The organism is Desulfuromonas soudanensis (assembly GCF_001278055.1).
Lineage (GTDB): Bacteria > Desulfobacterota > Desulfuromonadia > Desulfuromonadales > WTL > Deferrimonas > Deferrimonas soudanensis.
This window is the reverse complement of the sequence record NZ_CP010802.1, coordinates 1,702,147-1,725,878: the sequence shown is the minus strand read 5'-3', so window position 1 is coordinate 1,725,878 and position 23,732 is coordinate 1,702,147. Positions and strand designations below refer to the sequence as shown.

Annotated in this window: 23 protein-coding genes; 1 reads left to right on the top strand and 22 read right to left on the bottom strand. The window is 64.7% G+C overall.

Annotated features, from left to right (window positions below; genetic code table 11):
• Positions 1-20: 20 nt before the first annotated feature.
• From DSOUD_RS19095 to DSOUD_RS07670, 22 genes are all read right to left on the bottom strand, one after another.
• Positions 21-896 (bottom strand): peptidylprolyl isomerase, encoded by an 876-nt coding sequence (locus tag DSOUD_RS19095; RefSeq protein WP_053550479.1) that lies wholly within the window; start codon positions 894-896, stop codon positions 21-23.
• Between the two features lie 32 nt (positions 897-928).
• Positions 929-1,741 carry a 16S rRNA (adenine(1518)-N(6)/adenine(1519)-N(6))-dimethyltransferase RsmA gene (gene rsmA, locus DSOUD_RS07770; protein WP_053550478.1) on the bottom strand — a complete coding sequence of 271 codons (813 nt, stop codon included), beginning with the start codon at positions 1,739-1,741 and terminating at the stop codon, positions 929-931.
• A 65-nt stretch (positions 1,742-1,806) separates the two neighbouring features.
• Positions 1,807-2,289 (bottom strand): DUF2062 domain-containing protein, encoded by a 483-nt coding sequence (locus DSOUD_RS07765; protein WP_053550477.1) that lies wholly within the window; start codon positions 2,287-2,289, stop codon positions 1,807-1,809.
• 6 nt (positions 2,290-2,295) lie between these two features.
• Positions 2,296-3,339 carry a tRNA (adenosine(37)-N6)-threonylcarbamoyltransferase complex transferase subunit TsaD gene (gene tsaD, locus DSOUD_RS07760; protein WP_053550476.1) on the bottom strand — a complete coding sequence of 348 codons (1,044 nt, stop codon included), beginning with the start codon at positions 3,337-3,339 and terminating at the stop codon, positions 2,296-2,298.
• A 24-nt stretch (positions 3,340-3,363) separates the two neighbouring features.
• Positions 3,364-4,680 (bottom strand): PhoH family protein, encoded by a 1,317-nt coding sequence (locus DSOUD_RS07755; protein WP_053550475.1) that lies wholly within the window; start codon positions 4,678-4,680, stop codon positions 3,364-3,366.
• A 46-nt stretch (positions 4,681-4,726) separates the two neighbouring features.
• Positions 4,727-5,011 (bottom strand): hypothetical protein, encoded by a 285-nt coding sequence (locus DSOUD_RS07750; RefSeq protein ID WP_053550474.1) that lies wholly within the window; start codon positions 5,009-5,011, stop codon positions 4,727-4,729.
• A 32-nt stretch (positions 5,012-5,043) separates the two neighbouring features.
• Complete coding sequence (locus DSOUD_RS07745) at positions 5,044-6,198, bottom strand: aminotransferase class V-fold PLP-dependent enzyme (protein ID WP_053550473.1); 1,155 nt, start codon at positions 6,196-6,198, stop codon at positions 5,044-5,046.
• A 39-nt stretch (positions 6,199-6,237) separates the two neighbouring features.
• Complete coding sequence (locus tag DSOUD_RS07740) at positions 6,238-7,182, bottom strand: SPASM domain-containing protein (protein WP_157671801.1); 945 nt, start codon at positions 7,180-7,182, stop codon at positions 6,238-6,240.
• 369 nt (positions 7,183-7,551) lie between these two features.
• Complete coding sequence (locus DSOUD_RS07735) at positions 7,552-8,556, bottom strand: GeoRSP system radical SAM/SPASM protein (protein ID WP_053550471.1); 1,005 nt, start codon at positions 8,554-8,556, stop codon at positions 7,552-7,554.
• A complete protein-coding gene (gene pqqD, locus DSOUD_RS07730) occupies positions 8,549-8,863 on the bottom strand; it encodes a pyrroloquinoline quinone biosynthesis peptide chaperone PqqD (RefSeq protein ID WP_053550470.1) in 315 nt (104 codons plus the stop codon). The genes DSOUD_RS07735 and pqqD overlap by 8 nt, the downstream gene beginning before the upstream one ends.
• Positions 8,864-8,901: 38 nt before the next feature.
• Complete coding sequence (yedE, locus tag DSOUD_RS07725) at positions 8,902-9,969, bottom strand: YedE family putative selenium transporter (RefSeq protein WP_053550469.1); 1,068 nt, start codon at positions 9,967-9,969, stop codon at positions 8,902-8,904.
• 4 nt (positions 9,970-9,973) lie between these two features.
• A complete protein-coding gene (locus DSOUD_RS07720) occupies positions 9,974-10,513 on the bottom strand; it encodes a tetratricopeptide repeat protein (protein WP_053550468.1) in 540 nt (179 codons plus the stop codon).
• 5 nt (positions 10,514-10,518) lie between these two features.
• Positions 10,519-11,451, bottom strand: coding sequence for a phosphate/phosphite/phosphonate ABC transporter substrate-binding protein (locus DSOUD_RS07715; protein ID WP_082351136.1), 933 nt, complete (start codon positions 11,449-11,451; stop codon positions 10,519-10,521).
• 194 nt (positions 11,452-11,645) lie between these two features.
• Positions 11,646-12,734: a right-handed parallel beta-helix repeat-containing protein gene (locus tag DSOUD_RS07710; RefSeq protein ID WP_053550467.1), complete on the bottom strand. Its 1,089-nt coding sequence runs from the start codon at positions 12,732-12,734 to the stop codon at positions 11,646-11,648.
• Complete coding sequence (locus tag DSOUD_RS07705) at positions 12,731-13,534, bottom strand: NosD domain-containing protein (protein WP_157671799.1); 804 nt, start codon at positions 13,532-13,534, stop codon at positions 12,731-12,733. The genes DSOUD_RS07710 and DSOUD_RS07705 overlap by 4 nt, the downstream gene beginning before the upstream one ends.
• The gene (locus DSOUD_RS07700) at positions 13,534-13,983 is read right to left on the bottom strand and encodes a hypothetical protein (protein ID WP_053550465.1); all 450 of its coding nucleotides are present in this window, start codon (positions 13,981-13,983) and stop codon (positions 13,534-13,536) included. Before DSOUD_RS07700 ends, DSOUD_RS07705 begins: the two co-directional genes overlap by 1 nt.
• A gap of 29 nt (positions 13,984-14,012) precedes the next feature.
• Positions 14,013-15,518 carry a 4Fe-4S binding protein gene (locus DSOUD_RS07695; protein WP_053550464.1) on the bottom strand — a complete coding sequence of 502 codons (1,506 nt, stop codon included), beginning with the start codon at positions 15,516-15,518 and terminating at the stop codon, positions 14,013-14,015.
• 40 nt (positions 15,519-15,558) lie between these two features.
• Entirely contained in the window at positions 15,559-16,464 is a 906-nt protein-coding gene (locus DSOUD_RS07690; RefSeq protein ID WP_053550463.1) for a HEAT repeat domain-containing protein, read from the bottom strand.
• A complete protein-coding gene (locus DSOUD_RS07685) occupies positions 16,464-17,216 on the bottom strand; it encodes a carboxypeptidase-like regulatory domain-containing protein (RefSeq protein WP_157671798.1) in 753 nt (250 codons plus the stop codon). The genes DSOUD_RS07690 and DSOUD_RS07685 overlap by 1 nt, the downstream gene beginning before the upstream one ends.
• A 19-nt stretch (positions 17,217-17,235) precedes the next feature.
• Positions 17,236-18,279, bottom strand: coding sequence for an ethylbenzene dehydrogenase-related protein (locus DSOUD_RS07680; protein WP_053550461.1), 1,044 nt, complete (start codon positions 18,277-18,279; stop codon positions 17,236-17,238).
• Positions 18,280-18,567: 288 nt separating this feature from the next.
• Positions 18,568-19,941, bottom strand: coding sequence for a sigma-54-dependent transcriptional regulator (locus DSOUD_RS07675; RefSeq protein WP_053550460.1), 1,374 nt, complete (start codon positions 19,939-19,941; stop codon positions 18,568-18,570).
• Between the two features lie 2 nt (positions 19,942-19,943).
• Positions 19,944-20,996, bottom strand: a complete 1,053-nt coding sequence (locus DSOUD_RS07670; protein ID WP_053550459.1) for a GGDEF domain-containing protein — start codon at positions 20,994-20,996, stop codon at positions 19,944-19,946.
• Between the two features lie 348 nt (positions 20,997-21,344).
• Here DSOUD_RS07670 and DSOUD_RS07665 point away from each other — a divergent pair, with 348 nt between their 5' ends.
• A complete protein-coding gene (locus DSOUD_RS07665; protein ID WP_053550458.1) occupies positions 21,345-23,573 on the top strand; it encodes a vitamin B12-dependent ribonucleotide reductase in 2,229 nt (742 codons plus the stop codon).
• Positions 23,574-23,732 lie beyond the last annotated feature (159 nt).

Below are 23,732 nucleotides of genomic sequence, written 5' to 3'. Positions count from 1 at the left end.
GGGGACAGAGAGCCGGGGGATCAGGAGAGAATCTCGATAACGGCGCGGGCGCGGAGCTCGGCCACCCAGTCGCCGAGGAGCCGGGCCCCGGCCTCTTCCTTGAGAAACCGCCGGATGCGGGGAGCGGCCTCATCGAGGGGGAGGGGCCGGTCCTCCCGCCGGTCGAGGACCTTGATCAGGTGATACCCGAAAGGGGTCTCCACCACCTCGCCGACGGCGCCGACCGGTTGCGAAAAGGCCGCGTCTTCGAAGGGGCGCACCATGCTGCCGCGATGGAAATAACCGAGGTCCCCGCCCCGGGAGGCGCTGGGACAGGCGGAATGGTCCCGGGCCAGGGCGGCGAAATCTTCCGAGGCCGCCCGCCCCTTGAGATCGTTGATCAGCGCCAGGGCCTCCTCCTTCTTCCCCTCCTGAATCCGCACCAGGATGTGGCAGGCGCGGATCCGGGCCGGTTCGAGAATCCGCTCGGGCCGGCTGCGGTAAAAATCCTCCACCTCCGTTTCCGTCGGTTCAGTCACCTCGGCGAGTTTGGCGGCGGTCATCCGGTTCACCGTCAGATCCTGGCGGAGCATCCGGTGATAGGCGGCGGGATCGATGCCGGCCTTGGCCAGGGTGGCGTAAAACTCGTTTTCATCGGGAAAGTTGGCGATGGTTTTTGCTTTTTCTGCGTTGATGGCCTCCTCGTCGGCCACCACCCCAAGGGAGAGGGCGTGCTGATAGACCAGCTCCCGGGCCAGAAGCTTTTCCAGGGCCAGTTCCCGAACCTTAACTCCCTCCTCGGCGGTAAGGTGCTCCATGGTCTTGCGATGGAGTTCCATGGCAAACCCCTGCACGGCATTGTCGAATTCCTGGCGGCTGACCGGCTTGCCGTTGACCACGGCGACGGGTTGGGACACGGTGGCAACTCCTTGTGTTATGGGCGGCTGGCTTAAGGGATCTGTCCGGCCGTCGTTGAATTTTTTCCGAGGGCCTGGGCAAGACGGGCGAATTCCTCGAGACTTAAGGTTTCTCCCCGCCGCACCGGATCGATGTCGATGGCCAGCAGGATCTCCTCCAGATTCGGATCGCCGAAACCGGAGGCCTTCAGGGTGTTGCGCAACGTCTTGCGGCGCTGGGCGAAGGCCCCCTTGACCACCCGGCGAAAGAGCGCCTCGTCGGTCACCACCACCCGGGGTTCGGGGAGGGGCTCGAAGGAGAGGACGACGGAATCGACCTTCGGCGGCGGGGAAAAGGCCCCGGGGGGGACATTGACCACCCGTTTCACGTCGAACCAGACCTGGCAGAGGACCGAGAGGATGCCGTAGTCCTTGGTCCCCGGAGAGGCGCAGAGACGGTCGCCGACCTCCTTCTGAAACATGAGGACGAGGCGCCGGAAGAGCCGGCGGTGATCGAGAACCTTGAAGAGGATCTGACTGGAGATGTTGTAGGGGAGATTGGCGACCAGCTTGTAGGGGGGCGCCGTCAGCAGGGCGTCCCAGTCGAGGCGCAGCGCGTCGCCGAGGTGCAGCGTCAGCTTGTCGGGGGCGCGGGCGGAAAGCCGGGCGGCCAGGTCGCGGTCGACCTCCATGACCGTCATCTCGTTGATCAAGGGGAGGATACGGTCGGTGAGGGCGCCGAGGCCGGGACCGATCTCCAGCACCCGGTCCGTTTCGGCGAGGTCGGCGGCGGCGAGAATCCGCTCGACGACGTGTTCGCTCTTGAGAAAATTCTGGCCAAAACGTTTTTTCGGGCGGTAGTCCATAAATAATCCGGATGGGAGGGGGAGAAGGAGCCTGGCTGAGGAACCTAAGGAGCGGCGAGGCGGAGTCAAGACTTCTTGCGGGGGCGCGGCCAGCGGGGGACCCGCCAGGTCTTGATCAGCGGAATCAGCCGCAGGGTCAGGGCATAGCTCAGGCCGGCACAGAGAATCCCGAAGAGGAGGCTGCCGAGGCACAGGGGGGCGAGGACCTCCCAGCCGAGATTTTTGAAGGCCGCCGCGGTGAGCTCCGCCGGAAAATGGGCGCGTTTCATGCCGAGGAGGAGCCGCCCCAACTCATATTCCAAGGCATAGATCACCGGCGCCGTAACCGGGTTGGTGATCCAGACGCCGAGGACGGCGGCCAGACGGTTCTCCTTGAGGAGGAGGGCGAAGAAGATCGCCAGGACCATCTGAAAACCGAAGGTCGGCGTCATGCCGATGAAGATCCCCAGAGCGAGGCCCTTGGCAATCTCGTCGGGTTCCCCCCGCAGACGGAGAAAGCGCACGACGTTGAGTTTGAACTGTCGAACAAAAGACCAGCGTCGCCACATAATATTCTACGACTTCGCCTCCCCCGGATGCCACTTTTCGCGACCGGCCCGGTCGAGGGGCCAACTGGCCAGGGCGTTGAGATCGAGGGGCTCGGAAATCCCGGCACGGAGGTAGCAGTCCCCCGCCACCGCCAGCATGGCGGCGTTGTCGGCACAGAGAACGGGAGAGGGAAAATGGATGTCCAGGCCCTTTTCCCCCCCGAGGGCGTGCAGACGGGTGCGCAGGCCGCTGTTGCAGGCGACACCGCCGGCGACGACGATCCGTCCCAGCCCCTGCTCTTCGGCGGCCCGCAAGGTCTTCTGGCAGAGGACGTCGACCACCGCCGCCTGGAAACTGGCGGCCAGGTGGTGAAGGTGATCCCCCTGGATCGGCCCCTCCTGTTTTTTCACATAGTTCAAAACGGCGGTCTTCATGCCGCTGAAGCTGAAATCGAGATTCTTCTGGTGGAGCAGCGGCCGGGGAAAGGGGATGGCCTCGGGGTTGCCTCCGGAGGCGAGGCGGTCGATGAGGATCCCCCCGGGATAGGGGAGACCGAGCATTTTTGCCACCTTGTCGAAGGCTTCGCCGGCAGCGTCGTCGATGGTGCGCCCGAGGAGGACGTAGCGTCCGATGCCGTCGACCCGGTAGAGGTGGGTGTGCCCCCCGGAAACGGCGAGGGCCAGATAGGGGAAGGAAACCTCCTCCTCGAGAAGGGGCGCCAGGATGTGCCCCTCGATGTGGTGCACCCCGACCAGGGGGAGCTTGCGGGCAAAGGCGATGGCCTTGGCCACCGACAGCCCGACCAGCAGCGCCCCGATGAGCCCGGGGCCGCGGGTGACGACGATCCCCTCGACGGCTTCGAGTCCGATGGCCGCCGTCTCGAGGGCCTGATCGATCACCACCGATATCGCCTCCACGTGTTTGCGCGAGGCGAGCTCGGGGACGACTCCGCCATAACGGGCGTGAACGTCCACCTGCGAGGCGATGATGTTGGAGAGGACCTGCCGACCGTCGCGGACCACGGCGGCCGATGTCTCGTCGCAGGAGGATTCTATGGCAAGAAGGAGCATGAGCACCTTAGGGGTGAAGGGGGACTAAAGCAGATTCGCAGCGAGTTCGGCGAGGATGGAGCGCTCCCCCTTGGTCAGGGTGATGTGACCGGCGATCTCCTGCCCCTTGAATTTTTCGACGACGTAGGTCAGGCCGTTGCTCGAGGAATCGACGTAGGGGTTGTCGATCTGGTAGGGGTCCCCCGTGAGGATGATCTTGGTCCCCTCCCCGGCCCGGGTGATGATGGTCTTGATCTCGTGGGGGGTGAGATTCTGGGCCTCGTCGACGATCATGTACTGTTTGGGGATGGAGCGGCCGCGGATGTACGTCAGGGCCTCGATCTCCATGATCCCCATATCGACCAGTTCCTTGTACCCCCGCTTGCGTTTCCCGTGCTCTTCCACGGCGCCGAGAAGGAGCTCGACGTTGTCAAAGATCGGCTGCATCCAGGGAGCAAGCTTTTCCTCCACATCGCCGGGGAGAAATCCGAGATCCCGCCCCATGGGAAAGACGGGGCGGGAAACGAGGAGCCGGCTGTAGCTCCCCTCGTCGGCCGATTTGAAGAGACCGGCGGCGATGGCCAGCAGGGTCTTGCCGGTGCCGGCCTTCCCCACCAGGGTCACCAGCTGGATATCCTCGTTGAAGAGGAGATCGAAGGCGAATTGCTGTTCGCGGTTGCGGGGGTGAATCCCCCAGACCCCTTCCTTGGGGGTGCGGATCAGCGGCACCACCTGTCTCAGGGTATGGTCGTACCGGCCGATGGCGGTGTGGGAGGGGTTGGCGCTGTCCACCAGCGTCAACCCCTGGTTCGGCTGGAAATCCCCTTCCAGGGGGAGAAATCCCTGACCGTAGAAGGTGTCGACCTTCGCCTTGTCGACCAGAACCTCGGCGGTCCCCGAGTAGAGCTCCTCGATGGAGACCTTGTCGGAGGCGTAATCTTCGGCCATCAGCCCGACGGCATCGGCCTTGATCCGCAGGTTGATGTCCTTGGTGACGAAGATCACCGGGCAATCGCAACTCCCCTTGAGCTCGATGGCGACGGCGAGGATGCGGTTGTCCCCCCGTTCGGCACGCAGTTCGGGAGGGAGAAGCTTGAGGGTCTCCTCGGTGCAGAGGGCGACCTTGAGGACCCCTCCGGAATCGAGGGTCACCCCCTCGGTGAGGTGCGCCTTCTCCCGGAAACCGTCGATGTAGCGGGAGATCTGGCGGGCATTGCGGCCGATTTCGTTCTGATCCTTCTTGAAGCCGTCGATTTCCTCGATGACGGTGATCGGAATGACGAGATCGTTGTCCTCAAAGCGGAAGAGGGCCTGGGGATCGTGAAGCAGCACGTTGGTGTCGAGAACGTAGGTTTTTTTCATGCGCGGCCTCTCTGAAGGGGGTGCGGGGGGGACGGGGGAGGCGGCGTCAGCGGTCGTAATCCACCACTTCGATCCCCTCGGAGGTCGCCAGAAGTTTGATGTGCAGCGGATAGACCTTGCCGCCGATGTTGCGCGACCCTTCGAGGACCACCTCGCCGTCCCCGTTGAGGGCATGGAGGACCTGCTCCGGCGACTCCTGAATAATGTACTCGCTATAGATCCGGGTGCGCATCAGCTCATCGCGGGTCACCGGGTTTTCGGGAGCCAGGGAGCAGGCGCCAAAGGTCGCGAGAATAAAGAGACAAATCGCCGGCATCACAATTTTTTTCATGGACGTTCTCCTTTGCGGCCGATCCCGCGCACCTAATCGGGGGGATGGGTGGAAATGGCGGACAGGGCCACCAGCAGCTGGTCGATTTCCTCGGCGGTGGAGAAGTAGCCGGGGCTGACCCGCACCGTCCCCCGGGGGAAGGTGCCGATGCTGCGGTGGGCATCGGGAGCGCAGTGCAGCCCGACTCTGCTGAAAATAGCATAATCCCGGTCGAGAAGAAACCCGACTTCCGCAGGGTCCCGCCCGGCGAGATTGAAAGAGAGGGCGCCGCCATGGGAGCGAGGGTCGGCCGGACCGTAGAGGGAAATGCCGGGGATCTCGCGCAGACCGGCGATGAGACGCTCGAGGAGTTCCCCTTCGTGAGCGCGAACTTCGGCGAGCCCCTCGGCGGACAGGAACTCGACACCGGCCTTGAGTCCGGCCAGCCCCGGCAGGTTGAGGGTACCGCTCTCCAACCGTTCGGGCATCTCCTCGGGCTGCAGCTCCGAATGGGAGTTACCGCCGGTCCCTCCGTAGATCAGAGGGGTCAGGTTCAGGCCTTTGCGCACGTAGAGAAATCCCGTCCCCTGGGGGCCGAGGAGCCCCTTGTGGCCGGGAACGGCGAGGAGATCGATCGCCATCCCCTCGACGTTGATGGCGATCAGCCCGGCGCTCTGGGCGGCATCGACCATGAAGCGGATCCCCTGGCGGCGGCACCAGGGGCCGATCTCCTCGATCGGCTGCACCGTTCCGGTGACGTTGGAGCAGTGGGAGAGGACGACCAGACGGGTCTTTTCGGCAAGGCAGGCCTGGCGGATGGCGGCCGGGTCGACGAAGCCCTGGGGGTCGGCGGCGACCTTGACCACCGTCACTCCGCGCTCCTGAAGGGCCCGCAGAGGGCGGGTCACGGCGTTGTGTTCCATGGTCGAGGTGACGACGCGATCGCCGGGGCGCAGGAGGCCGAAGAGCGCCAGATTGATCGCCTCGGTGGCATTGGCGGTAAAGGCGATCCGCGAGGCGTCGTCTATGGCAAAAAAGGAGGCGAGCGCTTCGCGGGTTTCGAAAACCAGACGCACGGCATCGAGAGCCATGCGATGGCCGCCGCGTCCGGGATTGGCGCCGCAGAAACGCAGGGCCTCCTCGACGGCGCAGATGACGGCCTCGGGTTTGGGAAAGGTGGTTGCGGCGTTGTCGAAATAGATGGCCATGGAGTCATTCGAGCCGAAGAGATAGGTCGTTGCCGACGTTCAGGAACGGGTACCGCTGCACAGGGAGTCGCGCCCGTCGGGGTTGCCTCTCAGGGTCCGGGAGAGGCCGCGACAGCCGCCGAAGCAGAGGGGATAGTCGCGGCACCCCGCACATCCCGCCGGGATCGCGGCGATCTCGGCGCGGATTGCCATCCGCAGCGGTGACTGCCACAGCTCGGCAAGTGAAGCCCCGACGAGGGATCCGAGGGGCGAAGGCCAGGAAGAACAGGGGTGAAGCATCCCTTCGGCATCGACGTGGGCCAGACTGTTGCCGGCCTGGCAGCCGCCGTATTCGCTGCGCCCCTCCTCGCCGCCGGGAAAGAGGATTTCCCAGAGGAAGAGATCGTGGATCTCCAGAGCGATGCCGCGGCGCAACGTCGGGGGATCGTCGCCAACCGACTCTTTCAGCGTCGAAAGGTCCTCGGCCGACAGAAAATCATCCCGACGGGAGTGGCAAAAACTAGCATCGATACCGATGTTTGGCAACTTAAATTTCCCCACGCCGCGCTCCCGACAGAAGGAGAGCAAATCGGGCAAAAAGCCGATGGTGCCGCGCAGCGGAGTCAGGAGGAGGGAAGGATCGAATCCCCGCCTCCGGAGACGGTCGAGAACCTCTCCGAGACGGACGAAATCGAGTTTTCCGCCGCCGATGAAGGAGGCCGCATCGAGAAAAAGGGAGCCGATGGAAAGGGGCCCCTTCAGGGTGCGCAACTCTTCCTCGTCGCCGCTGCAGACCACCAGCGTCCGGCATCCGGTATCGGCCAGCCTCGAAAGGATCAAAGCGATCTCCGGATGGGCCAGGGGGCGCTTATCGAGAGTGACGTAAAAGACCCCTCCCTCGCCGAGGGCTTCGGCCACCGCGGCGACACAGCGGGCCGGCCGGCCGTCGGCGAAGTGAAGGTCCCAGGTCGCCCGCAGGGGGGTATCGAGAAGATCGAGGGTCATGGAATATCCGTAGCCGTAAAGAGGGGTCCTTTTCCGGGAAGGACCCCTGAAAAAAAACGGGGGCAGCATGGCTGCCCCCTGGTCCCCAGTGTCCCGTTTGGTTAGTCCATTCAGATAATTCTGAGGCATTTTGGTCGCTGCCAAGGCGGGTCGACGCAGGCCTAGCCGGGCTTAAGCCGAGGAGACCCAACGCAGGGAGCGGCCAAAAGGACCAGAATTAATGGACGGAATTAACCAATCGGGGCACTAGCAGGGATGAACGTTAGAGGAACCGACCACCCGGGGCTTTACGTATTTCTGCATGCGCCTCACCTCCTTTTCCATGCGATTTATTTCCAACCAACGATCGAGATATGCCAGGGACCGGAGTTATTTCCAGCAGTGCGGATCGGGCTCGCAGAAGTCCCCGGTGACGGCGAAGGAGCGGGCGGTGCAACCGCCAAGACAATCCGAAAAAGCGCCGCATCCGCTGCACTTGCCCGTCGCCTCCTTGTTGCGCATCTTGTTGAGAATCGGCGAATCATACCAGAGGGTATCGAAGTCGTCCCGGAGGATGTTCCCCACCACCAGCGGGATGAAGCCACAGGGGGTAATGTCGCCATCGGGGCGCAAATGCAGGGAAAGTTTACCACAGCTGCTCCCCTTGACCAGAGGATTTTCCTTGTATCCGGGGAGCGAGGCGATCACCGGATCGTCGAAGGAGATGTCGAGATCGACCGTCTCTTTCTGCACGGCCAGGGCCTCGACGTAGAAGGCCTTCCACTCCTCGGGGGAGAGATCGAGTTCCTCGCGGTTTTTGAAGCCGCGGCCGCTGCACTTGAAGTTGTGCAGGTAGACGGTGCCTGCGCCGTGCTCCCGGGCCAGCTGCAGCAGGTCGCGGAAGTGCCGGTGGTTGATCCGGGAAATCACCGCGCTCATGGTGCTCTTGAGGCCGACGGCGGCCAGGGCGTCGAGAGCGGCCACGGCGCGGGGAAAGGAGCCGGGCCGGTTGCGGAAATCGTCGTGCAGGGCCCCTTCGGCGCTGTCGATACTGATGCCGACGCTCTTGAAGCCGCTCTCCTTGAGACGCCGGGCGGCGTTCTCATCGAGGAGCCAGCCGTTGGAGTTCATGGAGACGTTGAGGCCGCGGGAGGTGGCGTAGGCGGCGATGTCGAAGAGGTCCTGGCGGATCAGCGGCTCGCCGCCGCCGAAATTGATGAAGGGGACCTGCTTTTCGGCCAGCACATCGACGATGCGAAAGATATCGGCGGTGCAAAGTTCCTCGGCGACCTCCTCCCGGCTGTAGCAGTGGGAGCAGCTGAAGTTGCAGGCAAAGGAGAGGGTCCAGTTGACGGTCAGCGGCGCCGAGAAGAGCTCGGTGATCGGATCAGCCATGGCGCAGCCACCCCCTTTCGAGGAGATCGTCGATGAATTCGGCGACGTCGCCGGCAAGCTCTTCCCGCGCCACCTGATACTCGCCGGCGAGAGCGTCGACGAGCTCATCGGCGGTGCGGCTGCCGTCGCAGAGGGTCCAGATTTCGCCGCCGACGAGATTGAGCTGATGCATCATCCCGGAGATCATGAGGATCACCGTCCCGCGGTCGGAGACGTCCTCCCCTGCTTCCGCGGCCTGACGGATCGTTTCTTCCCGGCGTTTTTCCACCCGCCAGACGATATCGGGGTTACGGATCAAGCAATTCAATAGTCGTTCCTTTCAGAGGGCCCCAAAAGAGCAGCCGGTCAGGCGGGGGCCCGTTCGCGAAACAGAAGGGTTGCGCCGAGGACAAAGAGGCAGCCGGCGAGCACGGCCGCCTTGCCGACCAGGGAGACTCCGGCGGCGGTGGCGGCAATCCCCCAGGACTGCACCAGGGCGCCGCCGATGAACATTCCCACCACCACCAGTCCGGCGTCGGCATCTCCCTCCCCGGCCTTGATCAGCTGGCGGAAGGGACAGCCACCGATGAGGACGGAGATCCAGCCGACCAGAGCCATGCCGAGAAAGGACCAGAGGTGGTCGAGATGAGCCCCGGGCTGACCGTAAAGCCCGAGGTGAAAGCGGCCGGTCGCCAGGTTGAGGGCGGTCGCGGCGGCGACAAAGGCCAGCAGTCCCCAGAGGAGGGGGGAGCGGCGGCCGAGAAGGAGGGTGTCGCGCACCCCGCCGGTGATACAGAAGCGGCTGCGTTGGGCCAGGGCGCCGAGAAGAGCTCCTCCCCCCAGGGCCAGAAGCCAGGGGGCGTGCTGGGCGGCGCTCCCCCGTCCGGAAAAGATGAGGAAACCGGGACGGGCGATGAAAAGGACCAGCAGCAGGAGGAAGAAGCCGGGAACGAGGAAGCCGCTCCCCCTCCCCTCCTCCCGGCTGCTGCCAAGATGGACCCCGCCGCCGAGCCCCTTGAGCCCGGCCCAGACCCCGGCGACCAGCCCGAGGACCCCGGCGACGGCGGTGAGGTCGCCGGCGGTGAAACGGAGAAAGAGCTTGATCGGACAGCCGATGAAGACCGCGCAGCCGACCATGAGAAAAATACCCGACACCAGGCGCGGCAGAGGGGCGCTCCCGCCGCGGGAGCGGAATTCCCGGAAACCGGCGGCGCAGGCGGCGGCGCCGAGAACGAAGCCGATGAGTTCCGGCCGCAGATACTGCATGCGGGCGTTTTCGTGGAAGCCGAGAGCCCCGGCGCTGTTCTCGATGAAGCAGGAGACGCAGATCCCGGAATTCTCCGGATTCCCCCAGACCGCCAGCAGCACGCCAAGGGCCCCGAGAAAGGCCCCGGCCGCAATGACGATCCAGAGATGGCAGTCACGCAGGTTCATCGCTTCACTCACAGCCGCCGGCGAGGCGGCTCTGCAGGTAATGGACGTTTTTTACCGCCGCCGCCAGAGAGAGATTCTCCGGGTGGCTGCGGGCCTGGCCGCCGAGAATCCGCAGCCCGTCGTCCACCAGCTGACGGATTTCCGTCTGGCGCGACAGAGGGCTTCGGGCATCGACGTAATCGCCGTTGAGCCGCAGGGCGGCGACATAGCTGGCGACGGCCTCGGCGAGAACCCCCATCTCCCCGAGGATCTCGCCGCGGAGGATGTAGCCGTGAGCCTCGCCGGGGTAGCGGCGCTCGAGCTCGTCGAGCTTGAGGAGGGCCTGCTGCAACTGGCCGTCCCGGCGCAGATCTTCCACGGGGCCGTAGAGCTTCTGCACGAAGGCGACCCGGGCCTGGTAGTCGAGCGCCTGCTCCATCGCCTTGTCGACGCCGGCGGCGCTCCGCCCTCCCCCGCTTTCGGCGACGGCCAGCAAAAGGACGAGACCTCCGGCGACAAGGAGAAGGAGAAGGCCGTGGAATCTGTCGAAACGGTCGAGGGTCATGGTCCTCAAAAAGTCTGGTAGGGGGGCATATTAGTGCGCCGGGCCATGTCGCGAATGATGTCGTAGTCGCTGTCGAGGAGCTCCTCGAACCCTTCCACCCAGGCCGACTGCAGCACCTTGACCCGCTCCCCGTCGATCTCCACCGTATCCTGAGGCTTGAGGCCGAGGAGGGCCTTGCGGACCTTGGCCAGGATGGCGGGGTCGAGATCGGCGGAGGATCCGAAGGTGCAGTAGGGGATCACCGGACTCTGGGCCAGGACCACAAAGTCATCGACGTTGATCTTGCCGTCGGCGGCCATCAACTCGAGGTCGAGGGCGGGGGCGGCGGCGACGTCGAAGGCGCCGAAATAGAGGCCGTAAAGGACTTTTTCATGTTTGAAGGAACCGGAAGGGATGGCGTAGTAGGCCAGATCCGTCTCCGGGTCGATCCCGGCATTGAGCATCAGGTCGTACTGGGCAAGATAGCCGGTGGGGGCCATCGCCGGTCCGAAAACCAGGCGTTTGCCGCGGATATCCTCGAGGGTCTTGATGCCGCTGTCCTTGCGGGCGATGAGGGTCCCGGCGCTGCGGGCCCCGAAGTGACCGCGCTTGTCGGCGGCGACGAGCCGCAGGTCGGCGTTGTGCTGCAGCACGATGTAAAGGAGGGAATTGGTATGGGTGAGGGCGAATTCCCCGGCCTTGAAACGCCCCTCGAAATCCTGGGTGTCCACCGGGACCGCCTCGAAACGGACCCCTGCCTGCTCCGAGAGGTAGCGGGTCAGGGGGGCGAAGCGCTGCATCGTCTCCTGCTCGTTGTTGCAGTTCATGTAGCCGATCTTCAGCACCGGCCCCTGCGGCTCGTTGTCGCAGCCGGCCAGGAGAAAAAGGGCCGTGACGGCAGCCAGCAACAGAGAGAGCCGGATGGCGGAGAATGGGGATCGGAAGGAATTCAGCAGCATGAGGAGCCTTAGGGTCAAGCGGTTAATTAGACAAAGAAGCCCGAACAAGGCCTTAATCAATAATCTGTCAAAAGCTCAGGGGCATGTTTCACGCGACAACGCAACGACGCGACGAAAACCCTTGGCACCAATCCTGATCTTGTTCTTGATCTTGAAGCGTTGCGTCGTTGCGTCGTCGCGTGAGGCAAAAGAATTTATTTTCCCTGCGCCACCGGAGTCGTCAGCGGCCCCCCGGCATCGACAAGACCCAGGCCGGCCCGGTCGGCGCCGTCGCGGATGAGAATGGCGATCGCCTTGGCAGAAGTCGTCCCCCACCCGTTCCCCCGGGCGTCGACGGCCCCTTCGCCGTCGTTGATCAGGGCGTACTCGCCGTTGTCCACCAGGGAGTTATCCTGAAAAATCCCCTCCGAGTCAACCCATTTCACGCCGGCGCGTCCGTTGCCGGCGACGCGGTTGCCCAGGATGTCGCACTGGGAGTCTTCAAGAAAGATGCCATGTTCGCTGTTGTCGAGAAGGGTGCTCTCCCGCACCGTCCCGCGGCTCCGCTGCAGGTAGAGTCCCTTGCGGTTGCCGACAAACCGGCACCTTTCGACGGAAAAGGTGGAATCCCGCAGGTTGGCGCCGTTGATCAGGTTCCCCTCGAACAGGGAGTCGCGCACCCTGACGTCGCTGTAGACGCAGCGCAATCCCCAGTCATTACGCCGAATCGCCAGGCGTTCGAGGGTCACCTCCGAATTGCGGAACTGCAGCCCGTTGAGGTTGTCCTCCACGGTGCAGTCGCTCAGCGACACCGTCGATTCCTGGAACTGCAGGGCGCGCACGTTGCGCCGGAAAACGACGTCGGAGAGGCGCCCCCGGGCGAAATGGGCGTGGAAGCCGCGATAGGCGTACTCCACCGTGCAATGGGAGAGGACGTTGTCCTCTTCGGAGGCCATCATGTTGATCGCCCCCCAGTCGCCGGGAACGGGGGTCTTCTCGGCGGAGGTGAAGAGAATCGGCTCCGCGGCGGTGCCGAGGGCGCGCAGGACCCCCTGGACAAAGAGTTCATGCTCGCCGATGCCGTCGCCGTTGCTGTCGAGGCGGCTCAGGCGGACCACGGTCCCGGGGCGGATTTCCAGCGTCGTCCCCGGGGCCACCGTCAGGATTCCGTCTATGTGCACCTCCCCTTCCCAGACCGTATCCTGAAAAAGGGTCTCCTCCCCGGTGTAGCGCAAGGGCTCAGCGGCCAGCGCCGGCGCGGCGAGAACGGCGACAAGGGCGATCAACAGCGGGATCGTTCTCATGGCGACACCTCCTCCGGCCCGAGGAGGCGGATATTTTCTTCGTTCTCCCGGATCTGGGTCGGATCGTAGACGAGGTCGCGGGGATAGAGGGCCAGCCCGATGGCGTTGCCGGTGATGCGGTTGCCCGCCAGGGTCGGACGGCTGGTGGCATCGACGAACACCCCCTCCTCTGCGTTGCCGACGATGCCGTTCCCCTCGAGGACGGGATCGGAGCCGAGCCAGCAGAAGACCCCCCCCTCGCCGTTTTTGAAGGTATTTCCCACAAGAAGAGGCGCACTCCCCTGCTGGGCGATGAGGCCGTAGCGACATTCGGAAAAGACGCTCCCTTCGACCCGCGGCGAGGAGCGGAGACAGAGGACTCCGGTCTCGGCCCGGGAGAGCTGCAGGTGGCGCAGGATTGCGGCAGCGCCGTCGAGAATGATTCCGGCCCACAGGGGGTCGTCCCCGACCTCCGACCCGGGAGCCTCCGTGGTCAGGAAGACCACCGGCGCCTCCGGAGTCCCGAGGATGTTGAGGGTCCCGCGCACCAGGAGCTCGGTGGCCGGCGAAAGGTATTCGGGGTCGATGCGGGTGCTCTCGGAGACCTGGATGCGCACCCGGGTTCCCGGGCGCAGCGTCAGGGTGCTCCCCGCCGGAATCAGCACGTCGCCGCTGAAGAGGACATCCCCTTCCAGCACCGTCTCGCCGCGGAGGATTCCCGCCACCTCCCGGGGTTCGGCGGGGGTGACCGGCTGCCCGGAGGGATTCAGGCAGCCGGCGAGGAGCAGAAGGAGCAAGGGAGCGATGCGGGCAGTCGCCATCAGATCCACCCCCGGTCCGTGAGGAAGGCGCGGGCCGCAGCGGCGGACGCTTCTCCGGCGGCGACGCGCGCCAGCAGCGCGGCGACATCCTCCCGGCGCAGGAGCCCGGCGAGCTTGTGTAGCGCCGGCAGAACGGTGGTGAACTGCAGATCGTCCCGGGGGCGCTTGCCGGCCCGCAAGGCCGGGAAAGGGGCGAGGCGCAGAAGATCCTCCTCCCCGTCACTCCCTTCGACCAGGACCAGGTCGAGCTTGTCGTCCCCGAGGAGGGCGAGCCCCTCGCCGGTGGCCACATCGACCCGCACCGATTCGGTCCCGGTCTTCTCCTTGACGTAGAGAGCGCAGAGCTGGTAGAGGATCTCCGCCTCGGGCCCGGGAGAAACCCCGAAATAGAGCTTGGGTCCGAAGCAGCCGAGGGCCGGGGAAACCGCCGTCAGCAAAAGGAAGGTCAAAAGCACTGCCCGTTTCAGAAGAGCGCGCCTCATCGGATAAAGAGCCAGGTGAAGAGGGTCGAGCCGTAGATGGCGGCGACCAGGGTGACCGGAACCATGGCGGCGAGCAGATAGGTCTTCACCTTTTCGCCGCCGAGGGAGGCGGCGGCGCGCCGCGTCCCGGCCAGGGCGAGGAGATAGCCGCCGATAAGGAGGGCCAGCGCCAGCCATTTGAGGATGTCGAGGGGGATGAGGACCCCCGGGGCCGCAACGGTGTTCATGACGCTGATCGCCAGATAGCTCTTCACCCCGCTCGGGTCGGCCATAACGAAGGGGAGATACCCCCCCTTGGCGTTAAGCTTGACCACCGCCAGCACCACGTGGGCCGAAAGCACCATGGGGATCAGCGGCAGGGCGAGCTCGCCGAGGGTGTTCCAGAAGCCCGAGCGGTGGGGCGCCGCCGCGGCAGGCGCCGGAGGAGCAGAGGAGGAAACGGGGAGCGTTTCGACCTGCAGCTCGCCGAGGCGCAGCACCAGATACCCCGGCAACAGAAGCAACAGGGGAAAGACCAGGGCCACCCAGAGGGCGGTGAGCAGGTAATAGCCGCCGGAGGCCCAGCCAAGGAGAACAGCGGCCTGCTGCGGAGCCCAGAAGATCACCTCGCGCAGGTCGACGTAGACCTTGCTGAAGTTGGCGGTCACCATCCCGAGGAGGACGAGAAAGAAGAGGGTCTCGCTCGGGCGCAGGCCGCCGCGCCCCAGATCCGCCAGCCAGGGGCGGCGACCGAGGACGATGTTGTCGTTGTCGCAGTTCTGCACGCAGTGCAGGCACAGGGAGCAGGTGGCGCTCTCCTCGATCCCGGCGAGAACCAGATCGGCGGGGCAGTCGGCTCGGTGCCCCTGCCAGGTGAGGACCGCCGATCCCAGGGTGAGGCGCTTCTGCAGAGGCGCACCGGAGACGCAGTTTTTGGACTCGCAGGCGTTGCAGACTTCCCCGTCCCGCACCCGCAGCTGAAAAGGGGCGACCCGGGCGTAGAGACCGAAGACCGCTCCGGCGGGGCAGAAGAGGGTGCAGAAGGAGCGCTTGCGAAAGATCAGCCCGGCGCCGACAGCCAGCAGGAGCATGAGGGCCAGAAGGGCGGCGGTGTAGTCGGGAAAGCGGTGGATGGCGAGAAAATAGACCGCCAGCTGCAGGGCGATCAGGGCCAGGGTCACCGGCACGAAGTTGTCGAGCCAGGAAGGGAGGGGGCGATTGAGGCCGAGGCGGGCGATCAGGCCGTTGATCCACCCCAGGGGGCAGACGGTGCACCAGGCCCGCCCCATGAGGAGGGCAAGAAAGACCACCCCCATCATCCACAGCACCCAGAAGAAGTAGCTGGCGAAGTTGGTGTACATCAGCGGGTCGGCAACCTCGACCCCGGGGATGGCGTGATGGTGCCAGCCGTAGGCGGTCATCGCCAGAAGGACCAGGAGCCCGGCCAGACGGACCAGGCGCCAGGGCCAGGGGGAGCGCAGGAGCGGACCGAGCCCCTTGATTTCGAGAAGGTTGTCGAACATAGCACCGTCCTTCGGGGGGAGTGCCCCCCGGGATCGACCGTCAGTGGTAGACGTTGTAGGGGGGGACGTATTCCCCTTTTTCGTTGCGGTAGAGGACGTGGCTGCCGGTGATCGTCTCCAGGGAGCGGGCCGACCATTCGCGCACCACATGAATTTCGTCCTCCATCGCCTTGCGCAGCGGCTCGATGGCGGCGGGGCTCCCCAGGGGGCCGAGGGCCATGGCGGCGTTCATCCGCACCCGCCACTCCTCATCGCCGAGCCCGGCGATCAGAGCCGCCTCCGCCCGGGGATCGCGCAGCTTGCCGAGTGCGAAGAAGACGTCGCCGCGGTTGGGTCCGGAGGTCCTTGCCAGCAGCGCCTCGAGGGCGCGCCGGTCGCCGATATCCCCCAGAACGCGCACCGCCCCCCCCTCGCCGCGGCTCGAAGCACCGCCGAGGTAGTCGAGGAGAGGAGAAACGGCCGCCTGGTTGAGGCGGATCAGGGCGCGGCTGGCATACCTGCGCACCTCGCGCTCGTCGTCGTCGAGAGCCCGGATCAGAGACGGGATCCCCGCCGGGTCGCCGATCTCCCCCAACGCCCAGGCGGCGACGTAGCGGCGCCCGAGGCCAACGTCGTCGAGAACGGCGACGAGGGAGGGGACGGCCTCCCGGACCTTGAGGGTCCCGAGGGCGGCGATGACATGCTCGCGCAGGTTGCGGTCGGCGGCGCCGGCCTCTTCGAGGAGAACGGGGATGGCCGGAGGGCCGAGTTCGAGGATCATCGGGTAGACGCGGGCATCGATGCCGTTTTCCGTCACCGCCAGGAGCGAGACGAGTTCGCGCAGAGCGGCCGGATCGCCGCCGCGGGCCCGCCCCTGCAGCGCCTCGATGTCGAGGGGGGCGCGCTGCTGGCAGCCAAGAAGGGTCAGCAGGAGGAGAGCCGAAAGGGCCAGGGTCAGAGCCTTCATCACCACACCTTGGTCACGGTGATGTCGACGTCGGGAAGGATCTCGCCCTGGCGGATCACCAGCGCCGAAGGCTCGATGGTCCCCTGGTCGTACCGGCCGTAGAGGTCGCCGAGCTTGGGGGGGCCGCCGAACTTGTCCCGGGCGGCGAGGTAGTAGGTCCCCCCCTCGGGGAGATAGATGAGATAGCGGCCGTCGGGACCGGTCTTTTCCGAGACGTACTTGGGACGCTCGGACATCTGGACATGGTCGTAGACGTGGACCCGGGCGCCCTCCACGGGATTGCCGTCGCTGTCGAGGATCTGCCCGGCGAGGCCGGTCTTGGTGACGGCAACCTCCTTGGTGAGCATCCTCTGGTCGCCGATTTTCACTGGCGCCAGAACGGTCATCTCGGCCATCCCCTCCCGGACGGAAAGGGGGAGAAAATCGCTTTTATTGTCCCCGGAGACGATCGGACCGGCGGCATCGCCGTTGACGCGCTTGCGGGCCACGGCGATGTACTCCCCCTCGGGGAGGGTGAGATCGAAGCGGCCGTCGGCGCCGGTCGCCTCGGAAACGGCAAAGGCCGGACCGTAGAGATCCATCCCCTTCTTGTAGATGTAGAGGTACGTCCCCTCCAGGGGGCTCACCACCGTTCCGGCGAGGCGGGCCATCCCCTTGCTCCCGGACCGACCGGCGGCGGGGTCGTCGGAGCAGCCGGCAAGGGCCAGCGGGAGGGACAGGAGGGTGAAAAGGGCGAAGCGAAAGAGGTTCATGATCTGTTCTCCGTAGGGGTCAATCGCCCTGGCCGGCAAGGTTCAGCTGGCTCCTGGGCATCAGGACGATTCGTTCCAGGGTGGTCGACGCGTAGTGTTCGAGCAGGGTGTTGTCCATGACCGACAGGCCGAAGGCGATCCCCTCCGGATCCCCGGGGACGAAGATCACGTCATGGGGGTCGCCGGTGTTGAGAGAGCGGCGCAGCGTCACGGTCCAGCGTCCGTTGTCCCAGACGGCAAAAGCTGCGACATCGCCGCGGCCGCCGACGGGGCGTTCGGTGAGATAGCCGGGAGCCCGGCTCCCCGCCGGACGGAATTCCTTGCCGACGGAGAGTCCTTCGGCATCATAAATCGGGGCGTCCCCCTCGGCAAAGGGGATGGTGGCGGTCACCCGGGCCTTGGAGTTCTCGCGGAAGATCTCGCCGGGGGTGTCGCCGTGCATCCCCTCCGGGTCGAGGTAGCGGTCGTCGGCAAAGCCGTGGCGTCCGGTGCGCTGCGCCTTCCAGTTCCACAGATCGACCCACTCCCCCTTTTCGACCAGCTTCATCTTGTTCGTGGCGTGGAAGTTGGCGCCGGAGACTCCGAAATCGTCGATGTGGCAGGCAAAGGAGCAGGAAAAGCGCTGGAACCGACTCTTGGCGTCGAAGATGAGGCCGAAGCCGTCCTCGGCGTTTCCGCCATTGTGCCACTGCACCCCGTCGAAGGTCCACTCCCGCATCGCCGCATCGAAGGTGGCGTCCTTCCAGGAGAGGCGCAGGTAGAGGTCTTTTTCGGTGTAGAAGGCCCGCATGTCCACGGCCACCGGATCGGGGAGCGAGGCGCCGTGATGGCAGGAGGCGGTGGTGGTGTGTACCGTATCCTCGTCGATATCCGCCAGCAGCACTTCCTTGTGAACGCGTCCCCCCTTGACGCTGACCGTTCGCGGCAGGGCGCGCTCCCAGTCGGACTCGCCCGGCGCCGCGTCGAGACGGAGGGCGTAGAGCCGATCCGAAGGGATCTCGCGACAGGCGCCGAGAGCGAGAAGGATCAGGGCGATCAGGAGTATGAGGCTGTTTCTATGCACGAGTGCTCATGACGAAAAGATTTAGCCTCGGTTTGAGAGACAAAAATAAGGGGCCAACCAAATTCTGTTTCACGCGACGACGCGACGACGCGACGAAAATCTTTGGATCCGGACTTTGACCTTGAAGCGTTGCGTCGTTGCGGCGTCGCGTGAGGCAAAGGTCCTGCTTTGATTATTAAATCCCGGAGCAAGTCCCGTACCACAACGGCAAAAGGCCGCTGCAGGCGGCCGGCCGGGGGAGATGGGCGGGACAAGGGTTCCATCCCGGGGGAGTTAGACGGATTTTCGTCAATCGTCGCCGCCGACGAGGCGGTACTTCTCCATCTTGTAGCGCAGCGTGGTGCGCTTGATGCCGAGGGCGGAGGCGGCCCGGGTCTGGGAGCCGTTCTCGCGGGCCAGGGTCTGGAGAATGAGCTGCATCTCCAGATCCTCGAGAATCTCCGTGAGACTCCCGCCGCGCTCCGGCAGGTCGAGACAGATCTGCCCCGGCCCCTGCACCCCCTGGGGGAAATCCCGCGGGGTGAGGGTCTCCCCCTTGGCGAGGACCACCGCCCGCTCCATGGCGTTCTGCAGCTCCCGCACGTTTCCCGGCCATTCGTAGGCCAAAAGGCAGGAGAGGGCCCGGGGGGAGATGTCTTCGATGCGTTTGCCTGTCTCCAGCACGTATTGATGGAGAAAATGCCGGGCCAGAGGCTCGATGTCCTCCCGCCGTTCCCGCAGGGGCGGCAGGGGGATGTTGACGACGTTGAGGCGGTAGTAGAGGTCTTCGCGGAAAGTCCCCTTCTTCACCTCGGCCTCGAGGGCCTTGTTGGTGGCGGCGACGATGCGCACGTCGCTGCGGATCGTCTTGGTCCCGCCGACGCGCTCGAACTCGTGCTCCTGGATTACCCGCAGCAGCTTGACCTGGGCGTTGAGACTCATCTCGCCGACTTCGTCGATGAAGAGGGTCCCTTCGTGGGCCAGCTCGAAGCGCCCCTTCTTGGTCGCCATGGCGCCGGTGAAGGCTCCCCGTTCGTGGCCGAAGAGCTCGCTCTCCATCACCCCTTCGGAGAGGGCGGCGCAGTTGAGAACGATGAACGGTTTGTCCTTGCGCGGGGAGTTGAAATGAATCGAGCGGGCGATGAGCTCCTTCCCCGTCCCCGACTCGCCGGTGATCAGGACGTTGGCGGTGCTGGCGGCGACGGAGGAGGCGACCTCGAAGACCTTTTGCATCGTCGGAGATCTGCCGACGATCCCCGTAAAGGCGTAGCGTCCCTCGAGCTCTTCGTGGAGATAGCGGTTCTCGGCCAGCAGGCGCTGGCGTTCGAGGGCCTTGGCGACGGTGAGGCGGATCTCGTCGGTCTCGAAGGGTTTGGTGATGTAGTCGTAGGCGCCGGCGCGCAGCGCCTGCACCGCGCTCTCCACGGTGCCGTAGGCGGTAATGACGACGATCGGCAACGCCGGATCGAAGGCCTTGAGCTCGTCGAGGAGTTCGAGCCCCCCCATTCCCGGCATGTGGATGTCGGTGATCACCAGATCGAAGGAGTCCACCGCCACCTGCTGCATCGCCTCGCGACCGGAAGCGACGGCGCAGGTCTCGAACCCTTCCCTGGCCAGCACCCTGACCAGGAGGCGCCGCATCCCCTCTTCGTCATCGACGATCAGTATCCGTTCACCGGCCATGGTCACTCGCCCTGCGCCGCGTGATAGACTTGGTTCTTGCCTTCATTTTTGGCCTTGTAAAGGAGGGAATCGACCAGTTTCAGCAGCGTCTCGAGATCCGTGCCGTCCTGGGGATAGGTGGCGACGCCGATGCTCACCGTCACCGGATCGGTGACCGTCTCCGCCAGGCCCCGGGTGGCGTGGCGCTCGATCCCGTGACGCACCCGCTCGGCGACGAGGAGCGCCGCTTCGAGATCGGTCTCGGGGAGGAGGGCGATGAACTCCTCGCCGCCGTAGCGGCAGGGGAGATCGACCTCGCGCAGGGTTTTGCGCAGGATCTCGCCGACGGTGATCAGGACCTGGTCCCCGGCGGGGTGACCGTAGGTGTCGTTGAACTTCTTGAAGTTGTCGACGTCCATCATCACCAGCGACAGTGGGGTGCCGGAGCGCTCGGCGCGGGAGACCTCCCGGGCATAGAGCTGGGTGAACTGCCGGTGGTTGTAGAGGCCGGTGAGACCGTCGGTGCAGGCCAGAAGCCGGGTCGCCTCGTGGAGGCGGGCGTTGTCGATGCTCATGGTGGCAAAAGAGGCGAGAATACCCAACTGGCTGAGGCGCATTTCGGAAAAGGTGCGGGGGGCAAAGTCGTTGAGGTAGAGAATCCCCACGATCTTCTCCTGATATTTGAGGGGAACGGCGATCAGGGAGCGGATCCCCTCGGCGACGGCCAGCGGGTTATTGAAGAAGGCGGCGTCGCCCGTATCCTCGACAACGAAGAGCTCCCCCTCCTCGAGGATGCGGTGGGTCAGCCCCCCCGTCTTGACCCGCCAGCGGTTGCGGGAGACGAAGTCGAGACTGAGGCCGGCGTGGGCGTGCAGGGAGAGTTCGCTGAACTTCTCTTCGAAGAGGGCGATGGACCCCGCCGGCATCCCCATGGTGGCCATGGCGCTGTAGAGGATGTTCTGCAGCACCTCGTCGAGTTCGAGGGAACTCACCACCACCTGGGCGACGCTGACGATCCCTTTCAGGCTGCGCAGCTCCTCTTCGATGTTCTCCGGTGAACCAGTGTCGGTACTCATATGGGGAACCCGCCGATCTGCCTGAGGGTTTAATTCTCTTTCCTGAGCGATTTTTACCATGCTCTCAGGGAGACTGTAAAGGACGACGAAAAAGGTCGAGGTTCAAAAGGGAACAAATATAAACAGCGGCGTCATCCTGGCCTGATTCTTTGCAAGACCCGCGCCCGATCCGCAGGGGCTCCGCAGATGAATTTATTGCCTCCATGACCCTTGACAGCCACGACATATTGTGGTCAAATTTGCCGGCACCACAGAATATAGGACATCTTTCCCAATATAGCTATCCTGAATTTTCAACAAGATCGACCCCTCCCCAAAAATCATTAGCCCCAAAAAGGAAACACACCGATGAAGCAGACGGCCGAAACCGCCACCCTCCCCCTCTCCAAAAACGCCCTGACCGTACTCGAACGCCGGTATCTCAAGCGCGACAGCAAGGGGAAGGTTCAGGAAACCGCCGCCGACATGTTTCACCGGGTTGCCCGCGCCATCGCCGAAGCCGAGACCCGCCTCGGCACCAAAGTCGACCCCGTTGCCCTCGAGAACGACTTCTACGCGATGATGACCTCCCTCGAGTTTCTCCCCAACTCGCCGACCCTGATGAACGCCGGTCGCGAGCTCGGCCAGCTCTCGGCCTGCTTCGTCCTCCCCGTCGGCGATTCGATGGAGAGTATTTTCGAAGCGATCAAGCAGACGGCGCTGATTCACAAGAGCGGCGGCGGCACCGGCTTCTCCTTTTCGCGTATCCGTCCGGCAAACGACGAGGTTCGCTCCACCTCCGGCGTCTCGAGCGGCCCCCTCTCCTTCATGAAGGTCTTCGACGCCGCCACCGAGACGATCAAGCAGGGCGGCACCCGCCGCGGCGCCAACATGGGGATCCTGCGCGTCGACCATCCCGACATCATGGATTTCATCATGGCCAAGCGCGACCAGAACGTGCTGACCAACTTCAACCTCTCCGTCGGCATCACCGAGGCTTTCATGCAGGCGGTGGAAGCCGACGGCGAGTACGACATCATCAACCCCCGCAGCGGCGAGCCGCTGAAGAAGCTCGCCGCCCGCAAGGTCTTCGAGCACATCGTCGAGCTGGCCTGGACCAACGGCGAGCCGGGGATCGTCTTCCTCGACCGCCTCAACCGCGACAATCCGACCCCGCAGATCGGCGAGTTCGAAGCGACCAACCCCTGCGGCGAGCAGCCCCTTCTCCCCTACGAGTCGTGCAACCTCGGCTCGATCAACCTGGCCAAAATGATCACCGGCGCCGGCAAGGTCGACTGGGACAAGCTGCGCAGCACCGTACGTCTGGCCGCCCGCTTCCTCGACAACGTCATCGAGGTCAACAACTACCCTCTGCCGCAGATCGACGAGATGACCCGCGCCAACCGCAAGATCGGGCTCGGCGTCATGGGATGGGCCGACCTGCTCATCCTCCTCGGCCTCTCCTACCGCAGCGAGCAGGCCGTCGATCTCGGCGAAAAGGTCATGAAGTTCATCACCGAAGAGGCCCGGGCCTTCTCCCGCGAACTCGCCGTCGAGCGCGCCCCCTTCCCCAACTTCAAGGGGAGCACCTTCGACGTCAAGGGGGGGAAGCCGGTGCGCAACGCCACCAGCACCACCATTGCCCCCACCGGCACCATCTCCATCATCGCCAACTCCTCCAGCGGGATCGAGCCCCTCTTCGCCGTCTCCTACGTGCGCCAGGTTCTCGACAACGACGTCCTCGTCGAGGTCAACCCCCTCTTCGAGAAGGTCGCCAAGGAGCGCGGCTTCTATTCCCCCGAACTGATGAAGATCATCGCCGAGCACGGAACCCTCGAAGGGATCGAGCAGATCCCCGAAGACATCCGCAACATCTTCGTCACCGCCCACGACATCTCCCCCGAAGAACATATCCGGATGCAGGCCGCCTTCCAGCGCCACACCGACAATGCCGTCTCCAAGACCGTCAACTTCGGCCACAGCGCCACCCGCGACGACGTCGCCAACGTCTACCGCCTCGCCTACAGCCAGGGGTGCAAGGGGGTGACGATCTACCGCGACGGAAGCCGCGACATGCAGGTCCTCTCCGTCGGCAAGAAGGAAGAGAAGTCCCCCGAGGCCTCCGTCCCCATGGAATCCCACAAGGGAGGGCGCAAACGGGACCGCCCCCGGGCCCTCCGTGGTTCGACCTACCAGATGGAGACCGGCTGCGGCCCCCTCTACGTCACCATCAACGAAGACAACGAAGGCCTCTTCGAACTCTTCACCACCATGGGCAAGGCCGGCGGTTGCGCCGCCAGCCAGTGCGAAGCGATCGGCCGCCTCGTCTCCCTCGCCTGGCGCAGCGGCGTCCAGGCCAGGCAGGCCGTCAAGCAGCTCATCGGCATCACCTGCCACAAACCCGCCGGCTTCGGCGACAACCGCGTCACCTCCTGCGCCGACGCCGTCGCCAAGGCGATCCAGATGCACATGATCCACGAAGACATGATCCCCGACCACAGCCAGACCGGCGGCGCCTGCCCCGAATGCGGCGGGCCGGTGGAGCATGAAGGCGGGTGCTGCGTCTGTCATGCGTGTGGGTATAGTGAGTGCGCCTAGGCATTGCTGAAGCCCTTAACGCAATGGATGACAACAGCGGCGTTAAAATGGTAGGCTGATCAATAAATCAGAAAGGGTCAGGCGGCGGAAAGTTGTCTGCCCCTTTCTTCGTATTTACATTGAACTAAGAGATCTGTCAAAACTCGCGATCAGCACAAA